The sequence below is a fragment of the Flavobacterium sp. genome (assembly GCF_049590715.1).
Lineage (GTDB): Bacteria > Bacteroidota > Bacteroidia > Flavobacteriales > Flavobacteriaceae > Flavobacterium.
The window spans coordinates 1-21,173 of sequence record NZ_JBAWDL010000328.1 but is presented as its reverse complement, the minus strand read 5'-3'; the positions used below and the strand labels follow the sequence as shown (position 1 = coordinate 21,173).

Below are 21,173 nucleotides of genomic sequence, written 5' to 3'. Positions count from 1 at the left end.
ATACGACCTAATGGACCTAATTTACCCATAACAGCTGGCATAGTGATGATCACATCAACATCTGTCCAACCATCTTTAATTTTTTGTAAGTACTCGTCTAATCCAACGAAATCAGCACCAGCTTCTTTAGCTTCTGCTTCTTTGTCTGGAGTAACTAATGCTAATACTTTTACATCTTTACCAGTTCCATGAGGTAATGTTACAACCCCTCTTACCATTTGATTCGCTTTTCTTGGATCAACACCCAATCTTACCGCGATATCAACAGACTCATCAAATTTTGCAGAAGAAATTACTTTAATCAATGCAGATGCATCTTTTAAAGAGTATAATTTGTTCTTTTCAATTTTTGAAGCAGCCTCTTTTTGCTTTTTTGTCAATTTTGCCATGTCTTTCTCTTAATTAAAAAGGAGCGTCTCCTGATACAGTTATACCCATAGACCTAGCTGTTCCAGCAACCATACTCATTGCTTTTTCCATTGTAAAAGCATTTAAGTCTGGCATCTTGTCTTCAGCAATAGCTCTAATTTGTTCCCAAGTAACACTAGCTACCTTTTTACGATTAGGCTCACCTGAACCAGATTTTAGCTTTGCAGCTTCCAATAACTGAACTGCTGCAGGAGGAGTCTTAACGACAAAATCAAATGATTTGTCTTTATACACAGTAATTTGTACTGGGCATATTTTGCCAGGTTTATCTTGTGTTCTAGCATTGAACTGCTTACAGAACTCCATGATGTTTACCCCAGCAGCTCCTAAAGCAGGTCCAACCGGTGGCGACGGATTCGCAGCACCTCCCTTAACTTGTAGTTTAACTACCTTACTAATTTCTTTAGCCATTTTTTAAAAAATTTAACACAACAATCATTGGAAGCGATTGAAGTGATTATTATAGTGTAACGAAAATTATACTTTTTCAACTTGCATAAAACTCAACTCTAACGGTGTTTTTCTTCCGAAAATTTTAACCATTACTTCAAGTTTACGCTTTTCATCATTAATTTTTTCAACTGTACCGTTGAATCCATTAAACGGACCATCAATTACCTTAATAGTCTCTCCTAGATTAAATGGTATTGCATGGTTATCAGTATTTACCGCTAACTCATCAACCTTACCTAACATTCTGTTTACTTCCGAAATTCTTAATGGAACTGGCTCTCCGCCTTTAGTTTCTCCTAAAAAACCAATAACTGAAGTAATCGATTTAATAATATGTGGAACCTCACCAACTAAATTAGCTTCGATCATTACATAACCTGGAAAATAAACTTTTTCTTTAACTAATTTTTTTCCTTCTTTTACCGTTACTACTTTTTCAGTAGGAACTAGTACTTGAGAAACATAATCAGCCATTCCAAGTCTTGAAATTTCAGTTTCAATATAAGCTTTCACTTTATTTTCTTGACCACTTACAGCCCTAACGACATACCATTTTTTTAAATTATTCTCTGCCATGTCAATTATTAAGCTTTTATCCAGTTAAAAAATCCTGCTAATGCTTTTGCAAAAATCTCATCAACTCCCCATGTTGCCAAAGCAAATAATACTGAAAAAACAGCAACAACAATAGTTAGTCGCTGCACCTCAGCCCACTCTGGCCAAGTTACATTTGATTTTAATTCTTCAAATGCCTCTGAAATGTAAGTACCAATTTTTGCCATTATGATTTATTTTTTAATTGCACGGGCGGAGGGATTCGAACCCCCATCAACGGTTTTGGAGACCGCTATTCTACCCTTGAACTACGCCCGTAATTAAAGCCAGTGATCTCAGTTAAGAAAATCAACTGGCTTCTATAATTTTATAGGATTATCCTACGATTTCAGTTACCTGACCTGCTCCTACAGTTCTACCACCTTCACGGATAGCAAAACGTAAACCTACGCTCATTGCGATTGGGCTTAACAAAGCAACATTGATAGTTAAGTTATCTCCTGGCATTACCATCTCTACTCCTTCTGGTAAAGTAATAACTCCTGTTACATCAGTTGTACGTACGTAGAACTGTGGACGGTAGTTATTATGGAATGGAGTATGACGTCCACCTTCTTCTTTTTTCAAGATATAAACCTCAGCTTTAAAAGTAGCGTGTGGTTTAACAGATCCTGGCTTAATAATAACCATTCCTCTTTTGATATCTTCTTTAGCAACACCTCTTAACAACAAACCTACGTTGTCTCCAGCTTCACCTCTATCAAGGATTTTACGGAACATCTCAACTCCAGTAATAGTAGAAGTTAATTTATCAGCTCCCATACCAATGATTTCAACAGCATCACCTGTATTAGCAATACCAGTTTCGATACGACCTGTAGCAACAGTTCCACGACCTGTAATTGTAAATACATCCTCAACTGGCATCAAGAAAGGCTTATCAGTATCACGTACTGGCTCTTCGATCCAAGCATCAACAGCTTCCATCAATTCAAGAATCTTAGGAACCCATGCAGCATCATTATTCAATCCACCTAAAGCAGATCCTTGAATAACTGGACAGTTATCACCATCGTACTCATAAAAAGACAATAAGTCTCTAATTTCCATTTCAACTAACTCTAACAACTCAGCGTCATCAACCATATCCACTTTATTCATGAATACAACCATTCTAGGAATACCTACCTGACGTCCTAAAAGGATATGCTCACGAGTTTGTGGCATTGGTCCGTCAGTTGCAGCTACTACAAGGATAGCTCCATCCATCTGAGCAGCTCCAGTAACCATGTTCTTTACGTAATCCGCGTGACCAGGACAGTCAACGTGAGCGTAGTGACGGTTAGCAGTTTCATACTCAACGTGAGATGTATTAATTGTAATACCTCTTTCTTTTTCTTCAGGAGCATTATCAATTTGATCAAAAGATTTTGCTTGACAGTAACCAGCATCAGATAACACTTTCGTTATTGCAGCAGTTAATGTAGTTTTTCCGTGATCTACGTGTCCGATAGTACCTATGTTTAAGTGCGGTTTCGAACGATTAAAGGTTTCTTTTGCCATTTTACTTAGATTTTAATCTTTATTAATTTATTAGTGTTCAAAATTTTTTAATTGAGCCAATGTCGGGAATTGAACCCGAGACCTCTTCCTTACCAAGGAAGCACTCTACCCCTGAGCTACACCGGCAGAATCCTTGATTCAGAATTTTAGGATACATAATTTGAATTCAACTCCAAATCAAAGACTCCTATATCCTAAAATTATTTTGTGGGGAGAGCAGGATTCGAACCTGCGAAGTTCACACAGCAGATTTACAGTCTGCCCTCGTTGGCCGCTTGAGTATCTCCCCTCTTTTTTTATATTCAATATTACATTTGACCAAACAAACACAATACTACTGCATTTTTAGAGCCGGCGGAGGGACTCGAACCCACGACCTGCTGATTACAAATCAGCTGCTCTAGCCAACTGAGCTACGCTGGCAGTATCAATAAAAAAAGTCCGCTATTTCTAACGGACTGCAAATGTATATATTTTATCTATCAATCAAAACATTTTTTTAAAATATTTTTTTATATTAAGCGTGTGTTCGTATTTTTTCTTTCCTTTTTACCAACAAACGCTCCAAAGACTCTGCAGAAAGCTCTAAAGCTTCTTCAAATGTTTTACATTGTTTTTTTACCAAAAAACCATCACCAGGCACATTTATTTTTACCTCAACAATTTTATTTTCTTTATCACTCGTTTTCTCCACTTTAAGATAAACATCAGACGACACTACTTTATCATAATATTTTTCCAACTTATCCATTCTCTCTTGAACAAAACCAACTAATTTTCCGTCAACATTAAAGTTGACTGCGTGAATACTTACCTTCATAATCAAAACATATTTAATGGTTAAACTTAATTGTAAATTATTTTTTATTTCTAGGATGACTCTTTTCGTAAACTTTTTTAAGTTCCGACAAACTACTATGTGTATAGACTTGCGTTGACGCCAAACTAGAATGACCCAATAATTCTTTTACCGAATTCAAATCAGCCCCATTGTTCAGTAAATGCGTCGCAAACGTATGCCGCAACACATGTGGACTTTTCTTTACTTTTTCAGAAGCCGTACTAAAGTATGAATTTATCAATCGATAAACAAACGAATTACTCAATTTTAACCCTTTTTTTGTGAGAAAAAAATATTCAGAATCCAAAACCTTCTCTAAACAATCCCTTTCATTTTTATACCCCACCAAACCATCCCGAACAATAGGAAGCATTGGGACAACCCTCTCCTTATTCCTTTTACCAAGCACCTTCAACACATTATTAGAAAAATCAACATCTTTAATTCTCAACTCAATCAACTCAATTCTTCGAATTCCAGTAGTATAAAATAAATCAATCACCATCTTATTCCGTAGCGACTCAAAATCCGAATTATCTTGAATTTGTCCCAAAACCTGTGTTACTTCTTTTTCAGAAAATGGAATTTGTATTTTTTTCGAAGCCTTCAACGATCTATGCTTTAATAAAGGACTAACTTCTATTTGCTTTGTCTTCATTAAAAACCTATAAAAAGCTTTTAACGATGCCATCTTCCTATTAATCGACGAAGCAGACAACCCTTCATCCACCAAAAAAACTATCCAACTTCGTATTTGACCATAATTAACAAAAACAATAGATTCTTGTTCAAAATTACACTTATTAAAAGATTGAAAAGCCTGCAAATCCCCTTCATATGCAGCGGCAGTATGAACAGAATAATTCTTCTCTTTCAATAAATAATCAATAAATAAATCGACAATTGTAGCCATAAAAAAACCGTTAGCTTCAAAGTTACTAAACTTTGACCACTAACGGTATTTATTTTGAAAAGAAAAAATACTAACTTTCTAAACCATCTTTCATGTTTTGAATGTAAGCAGCTTTCTGGAATTTCATTCTGTTTTTAACAGACGGCTTAATAAAAGCAGTACGTGCTCTCAATTGACGAACAGTTCCTGTTTTATCAAATTTTCTTTTATAGCGCTTTAATGCTCTATCGATATTTTCTCCGTCTTTAATTGGTATAATTAACATAATTTTGACACCTCCTCTCGTTAAGGGTGCAAAAGTAAATAATAATTATGAATTATGAATTATGAATTATGAATTATTTTAAAGACATTCTTAAAACACCTCAATTAAAAGAAATCTGTCAATGTATTTTTTATAAAAATCATTTCGTTATATTTGCAAAAGTATAACGCAAAAAACACTTCCTTGAGAATAAAAAGCAAAATTTGGATTGAAACAGATGAAGGGATCCTTATTAGCGAAGGAAGAGTAAAACTATTAAAGCTGATTGCTGAAACAGGGTCTCTAAACAAAGCTGCCAAAATCATGGAGCTATCCTATCAAAAAGCTTGGAAATTAATTGACGCTTCAAACAAAGCGGCAAAACAACCTTTGATCGAAACCCAAGTAGGCGGAAATAAAGGCGGAGGAACAGTTTTAACCCCTTACGGACAAGCTCTAATTGACACTTTTGAAAAAATAAATTCAAATTGTTGGACATTTTTAGATAGCGAATTCAAAAAGCACAAATTATAATAACTGACAAGCGTATGGAAAATAAAATAACTGCTTACATATTAGCTGGTGGAAAAAGTCAACGTATGGGAAAAGACAAAGGAATGTTGCTTTTAAACGACAAACCTTTTATTAGCCATATCTGTTTCGCTTTACAGCCAATTGTAGGGAATAATATCATAATTGTTTCAGCGACTTCAGACTATGATTTTTTAGGACATACTCGCATTGAGGATATAATTGCTGACAAAGGACCTGTAGGCGGAATTTATACTGCTTTACAACATTCAAAAACAAAATTCAATTTGGTTGTCAGCGTAGACACCCCTTTAATTTCAACTGATTTATTACAATGGATTACCGACAAACACGAAGACTCCTACATGATGTCTCAAGTAAAAGTAGGTGATAAAACGAGTCCATTGATTGCAATTTATGATCGCTCTTGTAAAACTGTTTTTGGTGAACACCTGGCTGCCAAACAATTAAAACTACGTGAAGTTATCAAAGACATGTCACATCAGACTCTTATTGTTCCATCAAAATGGCACAAACAAGTTCAAAATATTAATACTCCCGAAGAATACGAAAAATTAGAATCATGATTATTAACACAAAATATTTTGGTTTAATCTCAGATATAACCAACAAGAAAGAAGAACAGATTGTTCTTGAAAATTTCAATACCACAGTTTCTTTTTTAAAATCTGTTATAGAATCAAATTACCCCGACTTAAAAAAAACGACCTACTCCATTGCAGTGAATCAAGCGATTGTCCCCACTGATTTTATGATTAAAGAACAAGATACTATTGCTTTTTTACCTCCATTTGCAGGAGGTTAAAAAATTAAAATTCCAAATTTCAAAAAAATGCGCTACAACCGACAAATAATCCTCCCTGAAATAGGCGAAGCTGGTCAGCAAAAAATACGAGACGCTCGTGTTTTAGTGATTGGCGCTGGTGGATTGGGCTGTCCTGTTTTGCAAAACTTAGCAGCAGCAGGTGTTGGGAAAATCGGGATTGTTGATGGAGATGTTATCGAAGAAACCAATTTACATCGTCAGTTATTATACAATTTACAAGATTGTGGAAAAGGCAAAGCACACACTGCCGCCGAAAAAATCCACTTACTTAATCCTGATATTGAAGTTCAAGTCTTTAATACCTTTTTTAGCGAAAATAATGCATTCGAAATTGTAACAGATTATCAAATTATTGTGGATTGCACCGATACGATTGCCATTCGTTACCTGATTAATGATGTTGCGGTACATCAAAAAATCCCCGTTGTTTATGCTTCCATATATAAATTCGAAGGACAAGTTTCGGTTTTGAACTATCAAAATGGACCGAGTTACCGTTGTTTGTTTCCCGAAAAAGAAATTTCAGATTATGCTCCTAATTGTGAGGTTTCAGGTGTTTTAGGAATTTTACCCAATACAATAGGTACTTTTCAAGCTACCGAAGTACTTAAAGTCATTCTTGAAATTGGAGAAATTTTATCTGGAAAACTTTTGATTTATGATGGTTTACATTTTCAAACCCAAACTATCGCTTTCGCAAAAAATCCAAAAGCAATCGAAAAAGGTTTTATCAATGGAAGTTCACTTTTAAACAGACCAAAAAAAGAAGAAACACTCAGTCCCGAATTGTTTTTAGAAAAATGCAAACAAATGCATATCAAAGTAATTGATGTTCGAGAGACAAACGAAAGTCCTGAATTTAAAGGTGATAATATTATCCAAATTCCTTTAACCGAATTAGAATCTTACAGTCATACATTAGATAAAAACCAAGAAATAGTACTGTTTTGCCAAACAGGTCAACGCAGTCAAACAGCATTAAATTATTTAAAAAAATCAGGTTTTATAGGCGTTTTTCATTTAGGAAAAGGAATACAGTCATTATAAAAAACATACTAGTAACAAAACAATTAATACGATGTCCACAGACAAACCCAAAAAAAGCTCCTTCATTCAAAAACAAATAACATCCGATTTCATAGGAAACTCAATCGCTAAGCACCAAACAAAAACAAGTATTGGAGCGCATAATATATTTTTAGGACAAGTACGCGCAGATGTTATCGATGGAAAAACAGTTGCTGCTATTGAATATACAGCTTATGAAGAAATGGCAGAACAAAAGTTTTATGAAATTAGAGAAGCGGCTTTCGCCAAATTTGATTTGACTTGCTTGCATATTTATCACAGCTTAGGACTAGTAAAAGCAGGCGAAATTTGTTTGTTTGTTTTTGTATCAGCTCCAAGAAGAAAAGTGGTTTATGAAGCCTTAGAGTTTCTGGTAGAAGCGATTAAAGAAAAAGCACCTGTTTTTGGGAAAGAAATTTTTGAAGACGAAAGTTATATTTGGAAAGAGAATTCATAAGAGGATAGAAGTTAGAAGTTCAGGATTTAAAAGAACAGTTTTTTATTTGTAACGGAATTTGAATTGAAGTGGATTTTGCGTGAGGGATTGTAGTGGAAATCCTTTTTTGGGCTTTTTTGCCCAAAAAAGATTGAAACGAAAAGCCCGACCCGCAGGGACACGCCCAAAAAATGATATTTACAATAACGCTAAAAGCCAAGTGCCAATAGCCAAAAGCAATGATATGGTTGACATTACACATAAAATTATCACACAACGCACAGCCACGGCTCAGGCGGTTGTGAAAGTAGGGGCAAAAGCAACAATGGAAGCAATTTTAAACAAAACGGTTCCCAAGGGTGATGTGCTAGAAGTTGCCCGAACTGCGGGACTTTTTGGAGTAAAAAATACTTCAAACTCGATTCCAGATTGTCATCCGATGCCGATTGAGTTTACGGGAATTGAATATGAATTTTTGGAAGATTCTATTTTGATAAAAGTTACCGTAAAGGCAATTTATCGAACAGGAGTTGAAGTAGAAGCCATGCATGGCGCGTCGATTGTGGCGTTGACGATGTATGATATGCTGAAACCGATTGATAAACAAGTTGAGATTTCGAGCATTAAATTAGTACACAAAAAAGGTGGGAAGTCGGATTTTGGCAAGAATGATGTGCCTGATTTGGCGGTGTCTGTAATTGTTTGTTCTGACAGTGTGTCGAGTGGAAAAAAAGAAGATAGAGCGGGTAAGGTGATATCGGAAAAGGTGAAAAACCTTGGTTTAAAAGTTTCAAGATATACCGTGATTCCAGATGAAATTTTGGATATTCAAGAAACGATCCATACGATGTGTGACAAAAAAATGGATTTAGTGATTCTTACTGGCGGTACTGGATTATCAAACAGAGACGTTACTCCCGAAGCTGTCATCCCAATGCTAGACAGACGTATTCCTGGCATTGAAGAAGCGATTCGTGCTTATGGGCAAGATCGTACTCCTTACGCGATGCTATCCCGTTCGGTTGTTGGATTCAAAGGGAATACTTTAATTATAGCCTTACCAGGCTCTACCGCTGGCGCAAGCGAATCTATGGATGCTGTTTTTCCATCTATATTGCATTTATTCAAAATACTTAACGGATTCAACCATGGTGCCTAACACGTTGCTACAGGATACACACGGTCGCGAGCACCACTACTTGCGCATTTCGATTACAGAGCATTGTAATTTGAGATGTACCTATTGTATGCCTGCGGAGGGAATCAGCTTGACATCAAAACCGCATTTGATGACGGCTGACGAAATTGTGACTATTGCACAAACTTTTGTCGACGCGGGTGTCACTAAAATTAGATTGACTGGAGGTGAACCTTTAGTTCGAAAAGATGCCAAAGACATTATTGCTAGATTGGGGAAATTGGGTGTTGAATTGACTATTACGACTAACGGTATTTTAGTTCATAATTTTATCGATACATTCAAAGAAGCAGGCATCACTGGTTTGAATGTGAGTATTGATAGTTTGAATAAAGAAAAATTCAACCTCATTACGCGTCGTAATTATTTTGACCAGTTTTGGCAAAATTTGGAATTACTAGACCAACATAACTTTAAATTACGATTGAATGTTGTGGTGATGAAAGGCTTTAATGACAACGAGATTTTAGACTTTATTGAATTGACCAAGAATCGAAATATCATGATTCGGTTTATTGAATTCATGCCTTTTGATGGGAATAAATGGAATAAAGACAAACTGGTTTCTTATGCCGAAATCATGAATCAAGCACATGACAAATACGGAATTACCGAGGTCGAAAGATTGATAGATAAGCCAAATGATACCGCCAAAAATCATAAAATAGCAGGTTACAAAGGTAGTTTTTCGGTGATTAGTTCCGTTACCAATCCGTTTTGTAGTACATGCAACCGCATCCGCTTGACAGCGGACGGGAAATTAAAAAATTGTTTGTTCTCTAATACTGAAACGTCGTTGCTCGAAACGTTGCGAGCTGGCAAATCGATTCGACCTTTGATTGAGCAAAATATTAAATCCAAACATGCCATGCGTGGTGGGATGGATGATGATGCCAAATTTCAAAATCCTGCTTTGTTTTCGCAAAATAGAAGCATGATTAAGATTGGTGGGTAAAAGTAAGTCACACGAATTTCGCAAATTAGCACAAATCTATGTGTGTAAAATGGCACGAATACCAAAATAAGATGGTAGTTAGTGCTATTCAATTTTAGCGACTAGAATTAGTGAAAATTAATTTAATTCGTGTCTGACCTAAAATCAGTTTATATGCATTAGCTAAAACAAAAAAAGGAAGTACAATCTCGTACTTCCTTTTTTGATAGGTATAAAGTTGGATTATAATTTGATCTTCACTCCACCATTCACTACAAAACCATCCACGGGAGCGTAAATATCCCTAAAGGTAGGATTGGTAATAGTACCCGTATAAATAGTATCAAACTTGGTTTGTCGGGTGTCGCCAAGGTTTTCGAAATTTAAGAAAATAGAAAAATGTTCCCATAATTTTTCGATCATAAAACCTCCTAGCCAATACTGTTTTCCAGTGGCACCATCATTTAGTTTTTGTGGACTGAAATAGTAGGCTTCCAATCCAATTTTCAATTTTTCCTCAATCTCATACATTAGGACATTGTTCAAGCGGTGTTTGGCAACCAACGGATAGGTTGTACTTATATCATTGTAATGTTCGTTGACATCGGCAAGGGTGTACCCAATAAAAAGCTTGAAATCTTGGTACGACAACTTGATGTTGGTTTCGATTCCTTTGGTATCAATGTAACCGTTGGGTTGAGTGAATTCGTAATTGTTATCACTATTGTTCGTTAGTACCAGCGGATTGTTTACTTTGGTATAAAAAAACAAACTGTTTACGGTCAATGCTAATTGATCAGTAAGGTGTGTTTTGTAGTTTATGTCAAAATTTCCACCAATAGATTTTTCAGCTTCGGTATTGTCGGTTGCGATGGGCAATACATTTTGAAACTGAATGCGTTCTGCATCTTCGGTAAACACTGTAGGTGTTTTATAACCTAATCCTCCACCAATGCGAGCACTCAATTTTGGGCTAACTGTGTACAAAGCCGATAAGCGTGGCAATACAAAAACACCGTATTCGTTTTGGTGATCCAAACGCAATCCTGTTTCAATGGCTAGATTTTCAGCAGGATTCCAAGTGTTTTGTACAAAACCACCAACAGTAGTGTAGTTGTAATCGACCGCTTTTGTTGTAGCAATTTTGTCTTGGGTAAATTGATCTGTCCATAAATTTAGTCCCCCAATCCATTCTGTTTTTTCGGTATTGAAATTGTAACTGGCTTCTACAAATGACGAGAATTGTTTGCCTGAAAAACTATAATTCGGAATGACAATACTACGGTCGTAAAAACTAAAACTGTTTTTGAAAGAAAATTTAGATTGAGTATCTATAATTTTGTCAAAACCCAGTTGTGTACTAAAACGATTGGTTTTGTTGTCTTCAAAATACGAATGATTGGCATCGCCGTTCCCTTTGATGTATTCTATATCACCACCAATTCGTTTTTCTATGGTATTATTAAAGCCAATATGCAAGGTTGTTTTTTCGTTGAAATACAAATACAATTTTGGATTTAAAGTAAACCGATCAAATTTGGGAATAGCAGTCAAGCCAATATTTGCGGGGTCATAAGCTGTTCCGTGATTGTATGAAGCAAATATTGTAGTTCCTATTTTTTTGAATTTCTGTGAATAAAATCCGCTAGCGTCTAATCCTAAAGCGGAAGTTCCATTTAGAATGAAGTTTAACTCTCGCTCTTCGGTTGGGGTTTTTGAAACTAAATTTACCAAACCAGCAATGGCACCGCCACCATACAATGTTGAAGAAGCGCCTTTAATCACTTCGACTTGTTTTAAATCTAATGGTGCAATTTGCATTAATCCAAGCCCACCTGAAAAACCAGAATAAAGCGGAAATCCATCACGAATAATCTGTGTGTATTTCCCATCCAAACCTTGAATACGGATAGATGAATTGTAGCTCGTTGCTGATGTTTGTTGGGTTTGAATTCCGGTGCTTTCATTCAGCAACATTCTAATATCACCAGGTTTCATATTCCCTTTTTCGTCCAATTCTTCACCTGCTATGGTCTCAACTCTTGTGGGTATATTGGCAATCGTACGACTGCTACGTGTGGTCGTGACAACAACATCTTCTAATTCTTCTCCTTCACTTTCGAGCACAATCAGTACTGTTTCAGTGGAGTCTAACGGAAATGTAAATTGTTCTGTTTTGGTTTCAAAACCAATAGCTGTAAATAGAATACTTTGTTGTCCATCAGGAATGTTTGTGATTTCGAGCACTCCATTTTCATCCGTAATCCCACCTAGATTGGCATTTTGAATTACCGCTGTTACGCCAATTAAGACTTGGTTGGTGTCGCTGTTTTTCAGGACCGCTTTGAAGGTGTTTTGCGCAAATAAGGCTGTAAAGTTGCAGCATACAACTAGTAGTAAAATAGTATTTTTCATTATCGAAAATTATGTTAATGTCTTATAAGTAAAAGCGGAGGCGATTGTTGCCTCCAGAAAAATAAATAGTGCGAAAGCACAAAAGAGTCATTAACTAATTTTGGGTGGTTGCCAAATAGCACGATTGAATTGAGACTGTAGTTGCGGAGTGTAAGTAGAAACCAAATGGGTTTCTATAAAAGTAAAATTATTTTCGGGAACTACAAAAAAATTACCGCTTGGAAAAGTAAAACCAACACAAGTTCCACAACTAAAAAAAGGGGAACATATGCTATTGCAAGAATCTTTGTGATGTTCTTGCTCCGTTTTGGACACTGTACTACTGTCATCACAATTATCGTCCACACAACAAGTTTGACCCGATAGAGCCAAGATGAAAAATGCTAGAAATAGAGATAGTAGTTTCACAACACAAAGATAGTCTGTGAGATGGATTAAGCCAAACCATTTGTACATAAAAAACCATCGATTGCAACCTCAATCAGTTTTAGTCAAAAAAAAAGAGAACATTTTAATTTCTCTCTTTTGCTATTAATTTACTTTTTCAATTTTTACAAATCCACCTCGGTTATCGTTTCTGGCTATGGATTGGTGAACAATTATTTTTCCAATAATGACAAGATTGTATAGCTCCCATAGGTTGGCATTTACTTGATAATCTTCGGTGGCTTTTTTGATTTCGACTTCCAATTTGTCTAATTCTTTCTCAGCCAATTTCAAATCAATATCATTTCGAACAATTCCAGCATTTTGACGCATTAAGAGTTGTAAATCTTCTTTGGTTTGCATCACATATTCTGGATCTACTTTGGGCTTATCGTTGTTGCCCCAATCTTCCGCTTTACCTTCAAATTGCGAGGTTGGAAAATCAGTATCGCTCCAGTAGTCATAAATGTTATCTGAATATACCAATGCTTCCAAAAGTGAGTTGGATGCCAATCTATTAGCACCATGCAATCCTGTTCGAGAACACTCACCGCAAGCAAATAAATTTTCAACAGATGTTTTTCCTGATTGGTCCACGGCTATTCCGCCACAAATATAATGTTGTGCAGGAACAACAGGTATCCAGTCTTTAGCAAGGTCAACTCCTTCTTGTTTGCATCGGTTATAAATCATTGGAAAATGCTTGATAAAAGCTTCCATATCCAAATGTGTACAATCTAGAAAAACATATTCATCACCAGATTTCGCTAATTCTTTTTCGATACTTTGCGAAACGATATCACGAGAAGCTAAGTCGCCCCTTACATCATAATCAGGCATGAATTGGTGTCCGTCTTTGGTGCGCAAATGAGCGCCAAAACCACGAACGGCTTCAGATATTAAAAATGATGGCCCATCACCTTTTTTGTATAATGAAGTAGGGTGAAACTGTATAAACTCCATATCTCTAATCTCAGCATTAGCGCGATACGCCATTGCGATTCCGTCGCCTGTTGCTATAACCGGATTAGTTGTATGTCCGTAAAGATGCCCGATTCCGCCTGTAGCAAGTACCGTAAAATCGGCTCTAAAACTCATAATTTCTTTGGTGACTTGGTTCAGAACGTGTGCTCCCAAACAACGATTACCTTCTGTGATTAATTCAATTGAGAAGTGATGCGTTAGAACGTCTATATTTTTTTTTGATTCCACTTGGCTCAAAATAGCGCGTTCGATTTCTTTACCCGTTTGGTCTTTATGGTGTACCACTCTATTTTCTGAGTGTCCACCTTCTTTACCTAAGTCTAAGGTTCCTTCGATATTTTTGTCAAACATCGCACCCCATTCTATAAGTTCTTTAAGTCGTATTGGTCCTTCGTTGATAACCATTTCTACTACTGCGGGGTCGCACAAACCGTCTCCGCATATAATAGTATCTTCTATATGTTTATTGTATGAATCACCAATTTTGTCGGTCACAATCGCAATTCCGCCTTGAGCATATTTTGTATTGGATTCGTCCGCTGATGCTTTGGTTACAATCGTAACTTTTTTATCTGGAAATTGATTGGCAATTTTTAAAGCTAATGTTAATCCAGCTACTCCAGATCCTATAATAAGGTAGTTTATTTTAATCATTATTTTGATAATTCCAGCATACGTTCAATAGGAATCAAAGCTTTTTCCATAATATCTTGTGGAACATTAATTTCTGGACTTTCGTTAAGAAGGCAGTTGTATAATTTTTGCAATGTATTCATTTTCATATAACCACACTCACTACACGCACAAGTATTGTCTTCTTTAGCAGGAGCAGGAATTAAAATTTTATCAGGAACCTCTTGTTGCATTTTGTGCAAGATACCTGCTTCGGTTGCAACGATGAATTTATGATTTGGATCTTTTTTTACAAATTCAATCATACCAGCTGTGGAGCCAACATATTGTGCTGTTTTTAAAATATGCGTTTCAGATTCTGGATGCGCAATGATTTTAGCATCTGGATGTTCTTTATAAAGTGCTAGTAATTTATCAAATGAGAACGCTTCATGTACGATACAGGAACCGTCCCATAAAACCATATCACGTCCCGTTTGTTCCATTACATATTTTCCTAGATTTTTATCTGGAGCAAATATAATTTTTTGATCTTTTGGTAATGACTCTACAATTTTCACTGCATTAGAAGAAGTACACACAATATCGGTAAGTGCTTTTACTTCTGCAGAACAATTCACATAGGTAATCACAATGTGATCAGGATGAGCATCTGTAAATTTCTTGAACAAATCTGGAGGACAGGAATCTGCCAAAGAACAACCTGCATTCAAATCTGGTAAAATTACTTTTTTTGATGGATTCAAAATTTTAGCAGTTTCAGCCATAAAGTGCACGCCTGCAAAAAGAATAATATCAGCATCTACTCTAGTTGCTTCTTGAGACAAACCAAGACTATCCCCTACATAATCTGCTACATCTTGAATGTCTGCTTCTTGGTAATAATGCGCTAAAATAACCGCATTTTTTTCTTTCTTTAAGGCGATTATTTTCTCTTTTAATTCTTTCATCATTATGATTTTTATGCTTTCCTTTTTAAGTTATAAAACTATTTCCTTCTCAATAGCCTCTATTTTTCAGCGTTTGATAAAAAAACATTTCTTACAACTTATCCAATTTATTTATCCTTTTTAAAAAACTAACAGACAATGACTTAACTAATTAGTTGAAAATATTTTCCATAATTAAATCATTTTTATCAAAAGCAAAGATAATGCGTTAATTTTAGTATTACAAGGGCATTTTGGCACAGAAACAAGTATATTGTTACAGATTTAATTTATCCTCGGGCTATATTCAAAATCTAACCTTTTATCTCTATTATAAATCGTATTTATTTTTCAAAAAGACTTGAAGCTTATTGTTTTCATTCAATAGCTTTTCAAGGATTTGCAACTGGATATTGTAATTTCGTTTCATTTCCAGAACATTATTATAATATTCTACAACTACTTTTTGATCGTTTGTCAATAATTTACCTGGAACAGGATAATTAATACGATCTGATGAAACATTTTCTCCTAACAGAGGACAGCATCTCATATCAAATATTTTTGCATTCAATTGCCTAACCACATGAATTTGATCTGTAATTTCTTCCGTTATGTGAATATCCAAAACTTTCACGTAAGCATCATATTTAATAATCTTATCACTAACTTCATTATTCGTTATCAAACGCAACCCCCCAGAATTTTTCAATTGCTGAATTGTTCGGTCAGTGTACACAAAATCAGGGTAGTTCGCTACAATATGAATGTATTTATAAATTCCATTAGCTCCATTTTCAGGAGTAATGTTTTTAATTTTCTCAAGCATCTCTCCCAATTCCTTATCTTTTTCTTTGAATTTTGGAATTAAGGCTTTCAATTGACTGTTATCAATTTTTAAATCTTGATAAATTGAATGGATAAACTGCTCTCCTTTTTGATCTTCAATGGTATGTTCTAATTTGTATTCGGCAAGAAACCCACAGAATACGGCAAGAAATAACATGAGAAATTCCCAGAAATAAGCCTTCCAATTTTTCTTTCCTTCATGATGATGGCCATGATGATGTACTTCCATATTTTTTAATTAGTGGTTTGGAGAAATTATTTTATACAAATTTTGAATGCATCACAATTACTTCAGCTTGAATCAAAAAGTTTTGCAAATTTAATTGTTTATAATTTATGAAACCGAAAAAAATTAACAAAACAAAAATACACTACAAAAGAAGTTCAGTTATATTTAAACAAGGACAAGAATCCGATGTTGAATATAATTCTATTATGAATTCTCTTTTTTCAACATTTCTTCATAAGCAAGTTTAACACACTCTTTGCCATATCTATTTTCTAACTTTCTAACTATAAAATGACCTTTAGCCATGTCTTGAAAGTGACTTATAAATATAGCATTTACAATAGCACCACCAGCTGCTCCAATGGCTGGAATGGATTGAGCAGCAATTTTTTCAGTAACCTGAATACTAAATCTTTCCGCAATTTTTACAATTAATTTCATTAATGCTGGACTACTTTTCTCTGCGAGAGATTTTGTTGCAATAAACTGTGCTGCTTCCGTAACAGATTTGGCTAAAGCAGCTCTAACCACAAAGTAACCACTCTCGGCAGCATTGTCTGACTTACTTTTTCCACCCAAAGCAAAGACTTCCAAACAAGCTAGCTTTGTATCTAAGTCACTTATCGATTCTCCCTCCGCTCTGGCAATATCAGCAATTGATCGCAACATAATCGTTGTAGAAATAGGTAACTCGACAATCAATGCAGGCAATCCAAAAAAGCCACCTACACCTCCACTGACTGTAGCGCCTATTTTATGCCACCAATTTGAAGCTTCGCCTTTTGGTCTGTCATTTAGCGTAAATATGGCAATGTCAGTCGCTTTTAAAAGTGCTGTTTGTGTAATATCCCCAATTTTATCACTCCAACTTTCAGGAAGCATTTCAATCCCTTTTTCAATAGGCGAGCCAATGAAATTTGTTATCTTAGCTGCAATCCCTGGGTTTTCTAGCAACACCATTGCTTTACGCAAGTCTTGACTGTCTTTTTCAGTTAAATTCATTGTTTTAGTTTTAATATGTTTGCTTTAAAAAAAAATACCTTTTCATGATTTTTAACTCGTTAAAATTGTATTCAAGTGTATAATGATAATTGGCAATCTCAGCAATACACTGAAAAACAATCTACTTACTATCTCTTTTTTCTTTTCTGGCTTCTCTACGGGCTTTACGTTTTTCTTTTCTAATTTCTTTTTTATCTAATGGCTTATTAGCGTCAATAAAAGCATCTTTAAATGAAATTTCATTATCTGTTTCTCTTTTAAAACCTTCAATCCATCCGTTTTGAAAAATACTAATAACGGTGGACCACGTACTTGTTTTTACGTTTTTTAAATCTCCTTCAATTGGAATCTTTAGCGCTAATGTATTTGTCTTTTGATTTTTCAATACAAATTTAAAAAAGCCAACAAATCCTTCCCAAATCGTTTCTAAAATTCCATCTTCTTTACCTATCAGTTTTGTATCTGTTAGCAAAGGTTTAACATACCCTTTGAGATAGCCATCAGCAATTGCAATTTCGCTAAACAACTCAAATTTCCCTTTATCAAAATCAATTCCTACATAATGATTTGTAATATCATTTAAAGCCGTTGCATTTGAAGATTTTAACGAAAAAGATAGATCCATATCTGGAATTTCTTTGATTAAATTAATATTCCCATCTAATAAAAGACTTCCTTTCCCAAAGGACACTCCTGTAGCGTGAAATGGAGATGGTAACGTCCTGCCAGTACTTACAACATTTTTTAAATTGTCAGCATACATTTCAAAATTTGTAACTTGTAAGTCAATATTAGGATCTGCTTTCAACTGCACAAAAGCTAGTTTTCCTTGGTGTATTTCAAAGTGGTTGATATCAATAGGAACGATATCAGTCAAAGCTTTGGTCCAATCATCAACACCTGCATCTTTAGGTTTTTGTTTTTGATCTTCAAAAACATAAATCACTTCAGGATTATTCATAATGATTTCACTAACAATTTTTCCTTTGAAAACAGACTTCCATTCGATTGAAATATCATTTTGAGGGAAATTCAAAAAAGGAACTTGGGATTTTGCATCCATTTTGTTTAAATACATTCCTTTGATAATGTAGGCACCGCGATATAAAGCAATATCAATATCTTCTACATGACCATAATAACCAGGAATGGCTGCCAGTGTTTTATTGATTTGGTTTTTTACTAATGTGGGTAAATAAATTCGAAATGCAATTAGTAAAACAACCAATACAAACAAAAATTGATATCTTTTCTTTCTATAAAAATGGGTGGATTTCCTCTGCATCGTTTTTTATTAAAAGTACGACTTTGGAAAACAATGAAATTATATCGTAATTAGATAATCTTATATAATTAAACGTAATTAAAGAGAATATTACAATATATAAAATGGAGAAGTATTTTTATATACACTTAATTATTATCATTGAAACACGGTTTTTTAAAGCTAGTTTACAACAATGATTTTTTTACAGGAACCTTTTTATAATCAGTTATTAACCAAGTAAGGAATACAGCTATTGCTAAGGATAAGTAAAAATTACGAGATAGATCGCCTTCAAGGTTGCCAAGATAAAAAGCGACTCCAATTAAAACGATTGAAACGATTAACTCAATTTGTCCATGGATTTTGAACGGAATAATTTTCAACAATCCTAATTCAAATTTTGTAGTAACTGTAAGCAATAAATGAATTACCGCTAGAACATTTGTAACTATTGCGGTAATTTTAGGCAACAGAAACAAAGAAGGAGAAACAAGCAAAAATAAAACTATTCCATAATCAATAATACCGTGCATTTTTGAATTAAGTCTCATATTTTTTATTTTAAAGATACAAAATTTTAGTGAACTTATATTTTTGGACGAGAGAGTATTTGATAAAAAGATGTTTAACAAAGAGATACAAAGAGAAAAAGCGAAGATTCCCTAAGTATGAAGTTACAGTAAACACAATCATGTCTTTCTGACAAAGAGAATTAGGGAGAAGGAAAACACCAAATAAACCACATTAATAACTACTCAGAAAAAAGAGGCGTCAAAGTCTCTTGAAATTCTTCAAACTCTTTTAACGGAAAACCCATAGGGATGGATGTTGAGTGGTTCCGTTGAAGCCGAGTTTCGTTGTTCGTGCTTCGCACGCGACGGGAGTCTAGCCGTTGGCAGATGTCGCTTTACGTAATGCTACTTAAATACTCTTCTGCGGTCATAATTGGGATTGTAGAATTCTTAAAATCTTTTCCCTTTCTAGTTATAATTATGGAACAGTTAGATTGTAACGCAGTAAAATACTGGACAGCATCTTCAAAATCTTTGAAATTGGAATTCAATGCTTTCTCAATTGTTTCTTCATTAACCTCACAAATCTCACAGATTATTTTAAACTTTCTAAGTTTATTTAAAACAGATCCTGAAGTTTCATATTTATTCAAAACGTAATCAATTGTCGTGAATGAAAGAGGAGAGACAATCATAGTAAGTTTCTTTTGATCTGCTAATGTTGCAACTTTAGCAATAGAATCAAAAAAAGGAATTCTTTCTCCCAATAAATCTAATATTACGTTTGTGTCTAAAAAAATTCTGCTCATTTGTATTTTTGTTCTAAATAATCAGCACGATCTTTTTTATAATCATAATCAGCTGGAATTTTAATTCCAGAAGAAAGACTCTTTACAAATGGTGAAATTTGTAAGTCATCATTAGTCTTTTCTGAAGTCAAAGAATTAAGATAATTTTCTATAATTCGAGACAAACTTATTTTTTTTTCAGAAGCATAATGTTTAGCTTTTTCAATTATCTCTTGGTCTAGTTTCAATGTGAGTTTAGCATCCATAACTTAAAATATTTATACGTACAAATATATGAAATTAGAACGTAATGGTTGTAAGTTTCGATTTTTTTTACGATTTCTGCCAATCGAGTCACGCAGAGGAATTTCACCCCCTACGTTCTCACGGAACTGTGCTTGAAAGTCTCCCTTCACACGGGACTGCTTTAGTATTAAATCACACAAATGTACTGAACACTTATGGATGCACCAGTAATCAATGTAGGAATAAGTCAGGTTTTTCTTTATGCTTTGTTTTCAAGTATCTTACCGATGCTTTCTTATAAAGCCCTTTTTCCCATTTTACCCATTTAAGTAGTCGCTCGTTTAGTTGCCGCCATACGTTTCTAATGTCGCTTTTCCGAAATTTGTGATAGTAATTGATGATTCCTTATAATACAGGATTTATTTTACTATCTCTTCAATCGTCTTTCGCCTTTTGTGGATATTCAGTGTTTTGAATTTCTCCATCAAACTGTTCTTTGACTTTTGACTTACGAAAATGCTTGGAATAGATTTAATACCGCTCTTACTTTTGATGGTCCTTGGTATATAGCGTGTTTACTAATCTTTCTCTATTGAATTGCCAATCTTTATGGATACGAGTTAGAAACTCGCACTAGCTGTGAATGCAGTTGCCTGTAAAAGTTAACTTTATGGGTAAGGGAAGTATGTTTAAAAGTGAAGGGAAATACTAAAAAACACACGTTAAAAACCACTAAAAAAAAATAGAGGCAAAATAGCCTCTTGAAATTCTTAAAACTCATTTAACGAAAAACCCATAGGGATGGATGTTGAGCAGTTCCGTTCAACACGAGTTTCATTGTTCGTGCTTCGCACGCAACGAAACTCTAGCAGTTATATGCT

General features: G+C 34.8%; 24 protein-coding genes, 4 tRNA genes and 1 pseudogene. 7 read left to right on the top strand and 22 right to left on the bottom strand.

Translation table 11 applies throughout. The annotated features are described in order from the left end of the window. From WBQ70_RS14165 to rpsU, 12 genes and pseudogenes are all read right to left on the bottom strand, one after another. Positions 1-389: pseudogene (locus WBQ70_RS14165) on the bottom strand (50S ribosomal protein L1); the annotation flags it as partial. A gap of 13 nt (positions 390-402) precedes the next feature. After that, positions 403-840, bottom strand: coding sequence for a 50S ribosomal protein L11 (rplK, locus tag WBQ70_RS14160; protein ID WP_423915326.1), 438 nt, complete (start codon positions 838-840; stop codon positions 403-405). A 66-nt stretch (positions 841-906) separates the two neighbouring features. After that, positions 907-1,458, bottom strand: a complete 552-nt coding sequence (nusG, locus tag WBQ70_RS14155) for a transcription termination/antitermination protein NusG (protein ID WP_423915325.1) — start codon at positions 1,456-1,458, stop codon at positions 907-909. An 8-nt stretch (positions 1,459-1,466) separates the two neighbouring features. Beyond that, positions 1,467-1,664, bottom strand: a complete 198-nt coding sequence (secE, locus tag WBQ70_RS14150; RefSeq protein ID WP_423915323.1) for a preprotein translocase subunit SecE — start codon at positions 1,662-1,664, stop codon at positions 1,467-1,469. A gap of 20 nt (positions 1,665-1,684) precedes the next feature. Continuing rightward, positions 1,685-1,755: transfer RNA gene (locus WBQ70_RS14145), tRNA-Trp, on the bottom strand. 57 nt (positions 1,756-1,812) lie between these two features. Continuing rightward, positions 1,813-3,000 carry an elongation factor Tu gene (gene tuf, locus WBQ70_RS14140; RefSeq protein ID WP_423915321.1) on the bottom strand — a complete coding sequence of 396 codons (1,188 nt, stop codon included), beginning with the start codon at positions 2,998-3,000 and terminating at the stop codon, positions 1,813-1,815. 54 nt (positions 3,001-3,054) lie between these two features. After that, positions 3,055-3,126 (bottom strand) — tRNA-Thr (locus tag WBQ70_RS14135). Positions 3,127-3,208: 82 nt separating this feature from the next. Beyond that, a tRNA-Tyr gene (locus WBQ70_RS14130) sits at positions 3,209-3,289 on the bottom strand. A 60-nt stretch (positions 3,290-3,349) separates the two neighbouring features. Next, positions 3,350-3,423, bottom strand: a tRNA-Thr gene (locus WBQ70_RS14125). Between the two features lie 94 nt (positions 3,424-3,517). Continuing rightward, complete coding sequence (gene hpf, locus WBQ70_RS14120) at positions 3,518-3,820, bottom strand: ribosome hibernation-promoting factor, HPF/YfiA family (RefSeq protein ID WP_423915319.1); 303 nt, start codon at positions 3,818-3,820, stop codon at positions 3,518-3,520. Between the two features lie 37 nt (positions 3,821-3,857). Further along, positions 3,858-4,754, bottom strand: a complete 897-nt coding sequence (locus WBQ70_RS14115; protein WP_423915318.1) for a tyrosine-type recombinase/integrase — start codon at positions 4,752-4,754, stop codon at positions 3,858-3,860. Positions 4,755-4,824: 70 nt separating this feature from the next. Further along, entirely contained in the window at positions 4,825-5,019 is a 195-nt protein-coding gene (gene rpsU / locus WBQ70_RS14110; protein WP_373405380.1) for a 30S ribosomal protein S21, read from the bottom strand. Positions 5,020-5,202: 183 nt separating this feature from the next. On the opposite strand from rpsU, the gene WBQ70_RS14105 reads away from it, so the two are divergent. From WBQ70_RS14105 to moaA, 7 genes are all read left to right on the top strand, one after another. Next, positions 5,203-5,532 (top strand): winged helix-turn-helix domain-containing protein, encoded by a 330-nt coding sequence (locus WBQ70_RS14105; RefSeq protein WP_423915316.1) that lies wholly within the window; start codon positions 5,203-5,205, stop codon positions 5,530-5,532. A gap of 14 nt (positions 5,533-5,546) precedes the next feature. Beyond that, complete coding sequence (gene mobA, locus WBQ70_RS14100) at positions 5,547-6,116, top strand: molybdenum cofactor guanylyltransferase (protein ID WP_423915315.1); 570 nt, start codon at positions 5,547-5,549, stop codon at positions 6,114-6,116. Further along, a complete protein-coding gene (locus WBQ70_RS14095; RefSeq protein ID WP_423915313.1) occupies positions 6,113-6,355 on the top strand; it encodes a MoaD/ThiS family protein in 243 nt (80 codons plus the stop codon). The genes mobA and WBQ70_RS14095 overlap by 4 nt, the downstream gene beginning before the upstream one ends. A 27-nt stretch (positions 6,356-6,382) precedes the next feature. After that, the gene (locus WBQ70_RS14090; RefSeq protein ID WP_423915311.1) at positions 6,383-7,423 is read left to right on the top strand and encodes a ThiF family adenylyltransferase; all 1,041 of its coding nucleotides are present in this window, start codon (positions 6,383-6,385) and stop codon (positions 7,421-7,423) included. Positions 7,424-7,454: 31 nt separating this feature from the next. Continuing rightward, on the top strand, positions 7,455-7,901 hold the full coding sequence (locus WBQ70_RS14085; protein ID WP_423915309.1) for a molybdenum cofactor biosynthesis protein MoaE: 447 nt from the start codon (positions 7,455-7,457) through the stop codon (positions 7,899-7,901). Positions 7,902-8,124: 223 nt separating this feature from the next. Then, positions 8,125-9,039: a bifunctional molybdenum cofactor biosynthesis protein MoaC/MoaB gene (gene moaCB, locus WBQ70_RS14080; protein ID WP_423915329.1), complete on the top strand. Its 915-nt coding sequence runs from the start codon at positions 8,125-8,127 to the stop codon at positions 9,037-9,039. After that, complete coding sequence (gene moaA / locus WBQ70_RS14075; protein WP_423915307.1) at positions 9,029-10,033, top strand: GTP 3',8-cyclase MoaA; 1,005 nt, start codon at positions 9,029-9,031, stop codon at positions 10,031-10,033. The genes moaCB and moaA overlap by 11 nt, the downstream gene beginning before the upstream one ends. A gap of 222 nt (positions 10,034-10,255) precedes the next feature. On the opposite strand, the gene WBQ70_RS14070 is transcribed toward moaA, so the two are convergent. The 10 genes from WBQ70_RS14070 to WBQ70_RS14025 all read right to left on the bottom strand — a co-directional run bounded on the left by WBQ70_RS14070 (position 10,256) and on the right by WBQ70_RS14025 (position 20,312). Then, positions 10,256-12,427, bottom strand: coding sequence for a TonB-dependent receptor (locus WBQ70_RS14070; protein WP_423915306.1), 2,172 nt, complete (start codon positions 12,425-12,427; stop codon positions 10,256-10,258). Positions 12,428-12,517: 90 nt separating this feature from the next. Next, entirely contained in the window at positions 12,518-12,772 is a 255-nt protein-coding gene (locus WBQ70_RS14065) for a hypothetical protein (RefSeq protein ID WP_423915304.1), read from the bottom strand. Between the two features lie 186 nt (positions 12,773-12,958). Then, the gene (nadB, locus tag WBQ70_RS14060) at positions 12,959-14,491 is read right to left on the bottom strand and encodes an L-aspartate oxidase (RefSeq protein ID WP_423915302.1); all 1,533 of its coding nucleotides are present in this window, start codon (positions 14,489-14,491) and stop codon (positions 12,959-12,961) included. Then, the gene (gene nadA / locus WBQ70_RS14055; RefSeq protein ID WP_423915328.1) at positions 14,491-15,420 is read right to left on the bottom strand and encodes a quinolinate synthase NadA; all 930 of its coding nucleotides are present in this window, start codon (positions 15,418-15,420) and stop codon (positions 14,491-14,493) included. The genes nadB and nadA overlap by 1 nt, the downstream gene beginning before the upstream one ends. A 310-nt stretch (positions 15,421-15,730) precedes the next feature. After that, positions 15,731-16,477 (bottom strand): hypothetical protein, encoded by a 747-nt coding sequence (locus tag WBQ70_RS14050; RefSeq protein WP_423915300.1) that lies wholly within the window; start codon positions 16,475-16,477, stop codon positions 15,731-15,733. Positions 16,478-16,681: 204 nt separating this feature from the next. Then, positions 16,682-17,479, bottom strand: a complete 798-nt coding sequence (locus WBQ70_RS14045; RefSeq protein ID WP_423915298.1) for an EcsC family protein — start codon at positions 17,477-17,479, stop codon at positions 16,682-16,684. A 121-nt stretch (positions 17,480-17,600) separates the two neighbouring features. Beyond that, on the bottom strand, positions 17,601-18,764 hold the full coding sequence (locus WBQ70_RS14040) for a DUF748 domain-containing protein (protein WP_423915297.1): 1,164 nt from the start codon (positions 18,762-18,764) through the stop codon (positions 17,601-17,603). Positions 18,765-18,931: 167 nt separating this feature from the next. Continuing rightward, on the bottom strand, positions 18,932-19,297 hold the full coding sequence (locus tag WBQ70_RS14035; protein ID WP_423915295.1) for a hypothetical protein: 366 nt from the start codon (positions 19,295-19,297) through the stop codon (positions 18,932-18,934). A gap of 356 nt (positions 19,298-19,653) precedes the next feature. Beyond that, positions 19,654-20,067: a type II toxin-antitoxin system VapC family toxin gene (locus tag WBQ70_RS14030; RefSeq protein WP_423915293.1), complete on the bottom strand. Its 414-nt coding sequence runs from the start codon at positions 20,065-20,067 to the stop codon at positions 19,654-19,656. After that, the gene (locus WBQ70_RS14025) at positions 20,064-20,312 is read right to left on the bottom strand and encodes a DUF6364 family protein (protein WP_423915291.1); all 249 of its coding nucleotides are present in this window, start codon (positions 20,310-20,312) and stop codon (positions 20,064-20,066) included. The genes WBQ70_RS14030 and WBQ70_RS14025 overlap by 4 nt, the downstream gene beginning before the upstream one ends. Between the last annotated feature and the right edge of the window lie 861 nt (positions 20,313-21,173).

Bases quoted from the DNA above. Each gene is read 5' to 3' on its own strand.
- rplK (WP_423915326.1), bottom strand. From the start codon at position 840: ATGGCTAAAGAAATTAGTAAGGTAGTTAAACTACAAGTTAAGGGAGGT.
- nusG (WP_423915325.1), bottom strand. From the start codon at position 1,458: ATGGCAGAGAATAATTTAAAAAAATGGTATGTCGTTAGGGCTGTAAGT.
- secE (WP_423915323.1), bottom strand. From the start codon at position 1,664: ATGGCAAAAATTGGTACTTACATTTCAGAGGCATTTGAAGAATTAAAA.
- tuf (WP_423915321.1), bottom strand. From the start codon at position 3,000: ATGGCAAAAGAAACCTTTAATCGTTCGAAACCGCACTTAAACATAGGT.
- hpf (WP_423915319.1), bottom strand. From the start codon at position 3,820: ATGAAGGTAAGTATTCACGCAGTCAACTTTAATGTTGACGGAAAATTA.
- WBQ70_RS14115 (WP_423915318.1), bottom strand. From the start codon at position 4,754: ATGGCTACAATTGTCGATTTATTTATTGATTATTTATTGAAAGAGAAG.
- rpsU (WP_373405380.1), bottom strand. From the start codon at position 5,019: ATGTTAATTATACCAATTAAAGACGGAGAAAATATCGATAGAGCATTA.
- mobA (WP_423915315.1), top strand. From the start codon at position 5,547: ATGGAAAATAAAATAACTGCTTACATATTAGCTGGTGGAAAAAGTCAA.
- WBQ70_RS14095 (WP_423915313.1), top strand. From the start codon at position 6,113: ATGATTATTAACACAAAATATTTTGGTTTAATCTCAGATATAACCAAC.
- WBQ70_RS14090 (WP_423915311.1), top strand. From the start codon at position 6,383: ATGCGCTACAACCGACAAATAATCCTCCCTGAAATAGGCGAAGCTGGT.
- WBQ70_RS14085 (WP_423915309.1), top strand. From the start codon at position 7,455: ATGTCCACAGACAAACCCAAAAAAAGCTCCTTCATTCAAAAACAAATA.
- moaCB (WP_423915329.1), top strand. From the start codon at position 8,125: ATGGTTGACATTACACATAAAATTATCACACAACGCACAGCCACGGCT.
- moaA (WP_423915307.1), top strand. From the start codon at position 9,029: ATGGTGCCTAACACGTTGCTACAGGATACACACGGTCGCGAGCACCAC.
- WBQ70_RS14070 (WP_423915306.1), bottom strand. From the start codon at position 12,427: ATGAAAAATACTATTTTACTACTAGTTGTATGCTGCAACTTTACAGCC.
- nadB (WP_423915302.1), bottom strand. From the start codon at position 14,491: ATGATTAAAATAAACTACCTTATTATAGGATCTGGAGTAGCTGGATTA.
- nadA (WP_423915328.1), bottom strand. From the start codon at position 15,420: ATGAAAGAATTAAAAGAGAAAATAATCGCCTTAAAGAAAGAAAAAAAT.
- WBQ70_RS14050 (WP_423915300.1), bottom strand. From the start codon at position 16,477: ATGGAAGTACATCATCATGGCCATCATCATGAAGGAAAGAAAAATTGG.
- WBQ70_RS14045 (WP_423915298.1), bottom strand. From the start codon at position 17,479: ATGAATTTAACTGAAAAAGACAGTCAAGACTTGCGTAAAGCAATGGTG.
- WBQ70_RS14040 (WP_423915297.1), bottom strand. From the start codon at position 18,764: ATGCAGAGGAAATCCACCCATTTTTATAGAAAGAAAAGATATCAATTT.
- WBQ70_RS14035 (WP_423915295.1), bottom strand. From the start codon at position 19,297: ATGAGACTTAATTCAAAAATGCACGGTATTATTGATTATGGAATAGTT.
- WBQ70_RS14030 (WP_423915293.1), bottom strand. From the start codon at position 20,067: ATGAGCAGAATTTTTTTAGACACAAACGTAATATTAGATTTATTGGGA.
- WBQ70_RS14025 (WP_423915291.1), bottom strand. From the start codon at position 20,312: ATGGATGCTAAACTCACATTGAAACTAGACCAAGAGATAATTGAAAAA.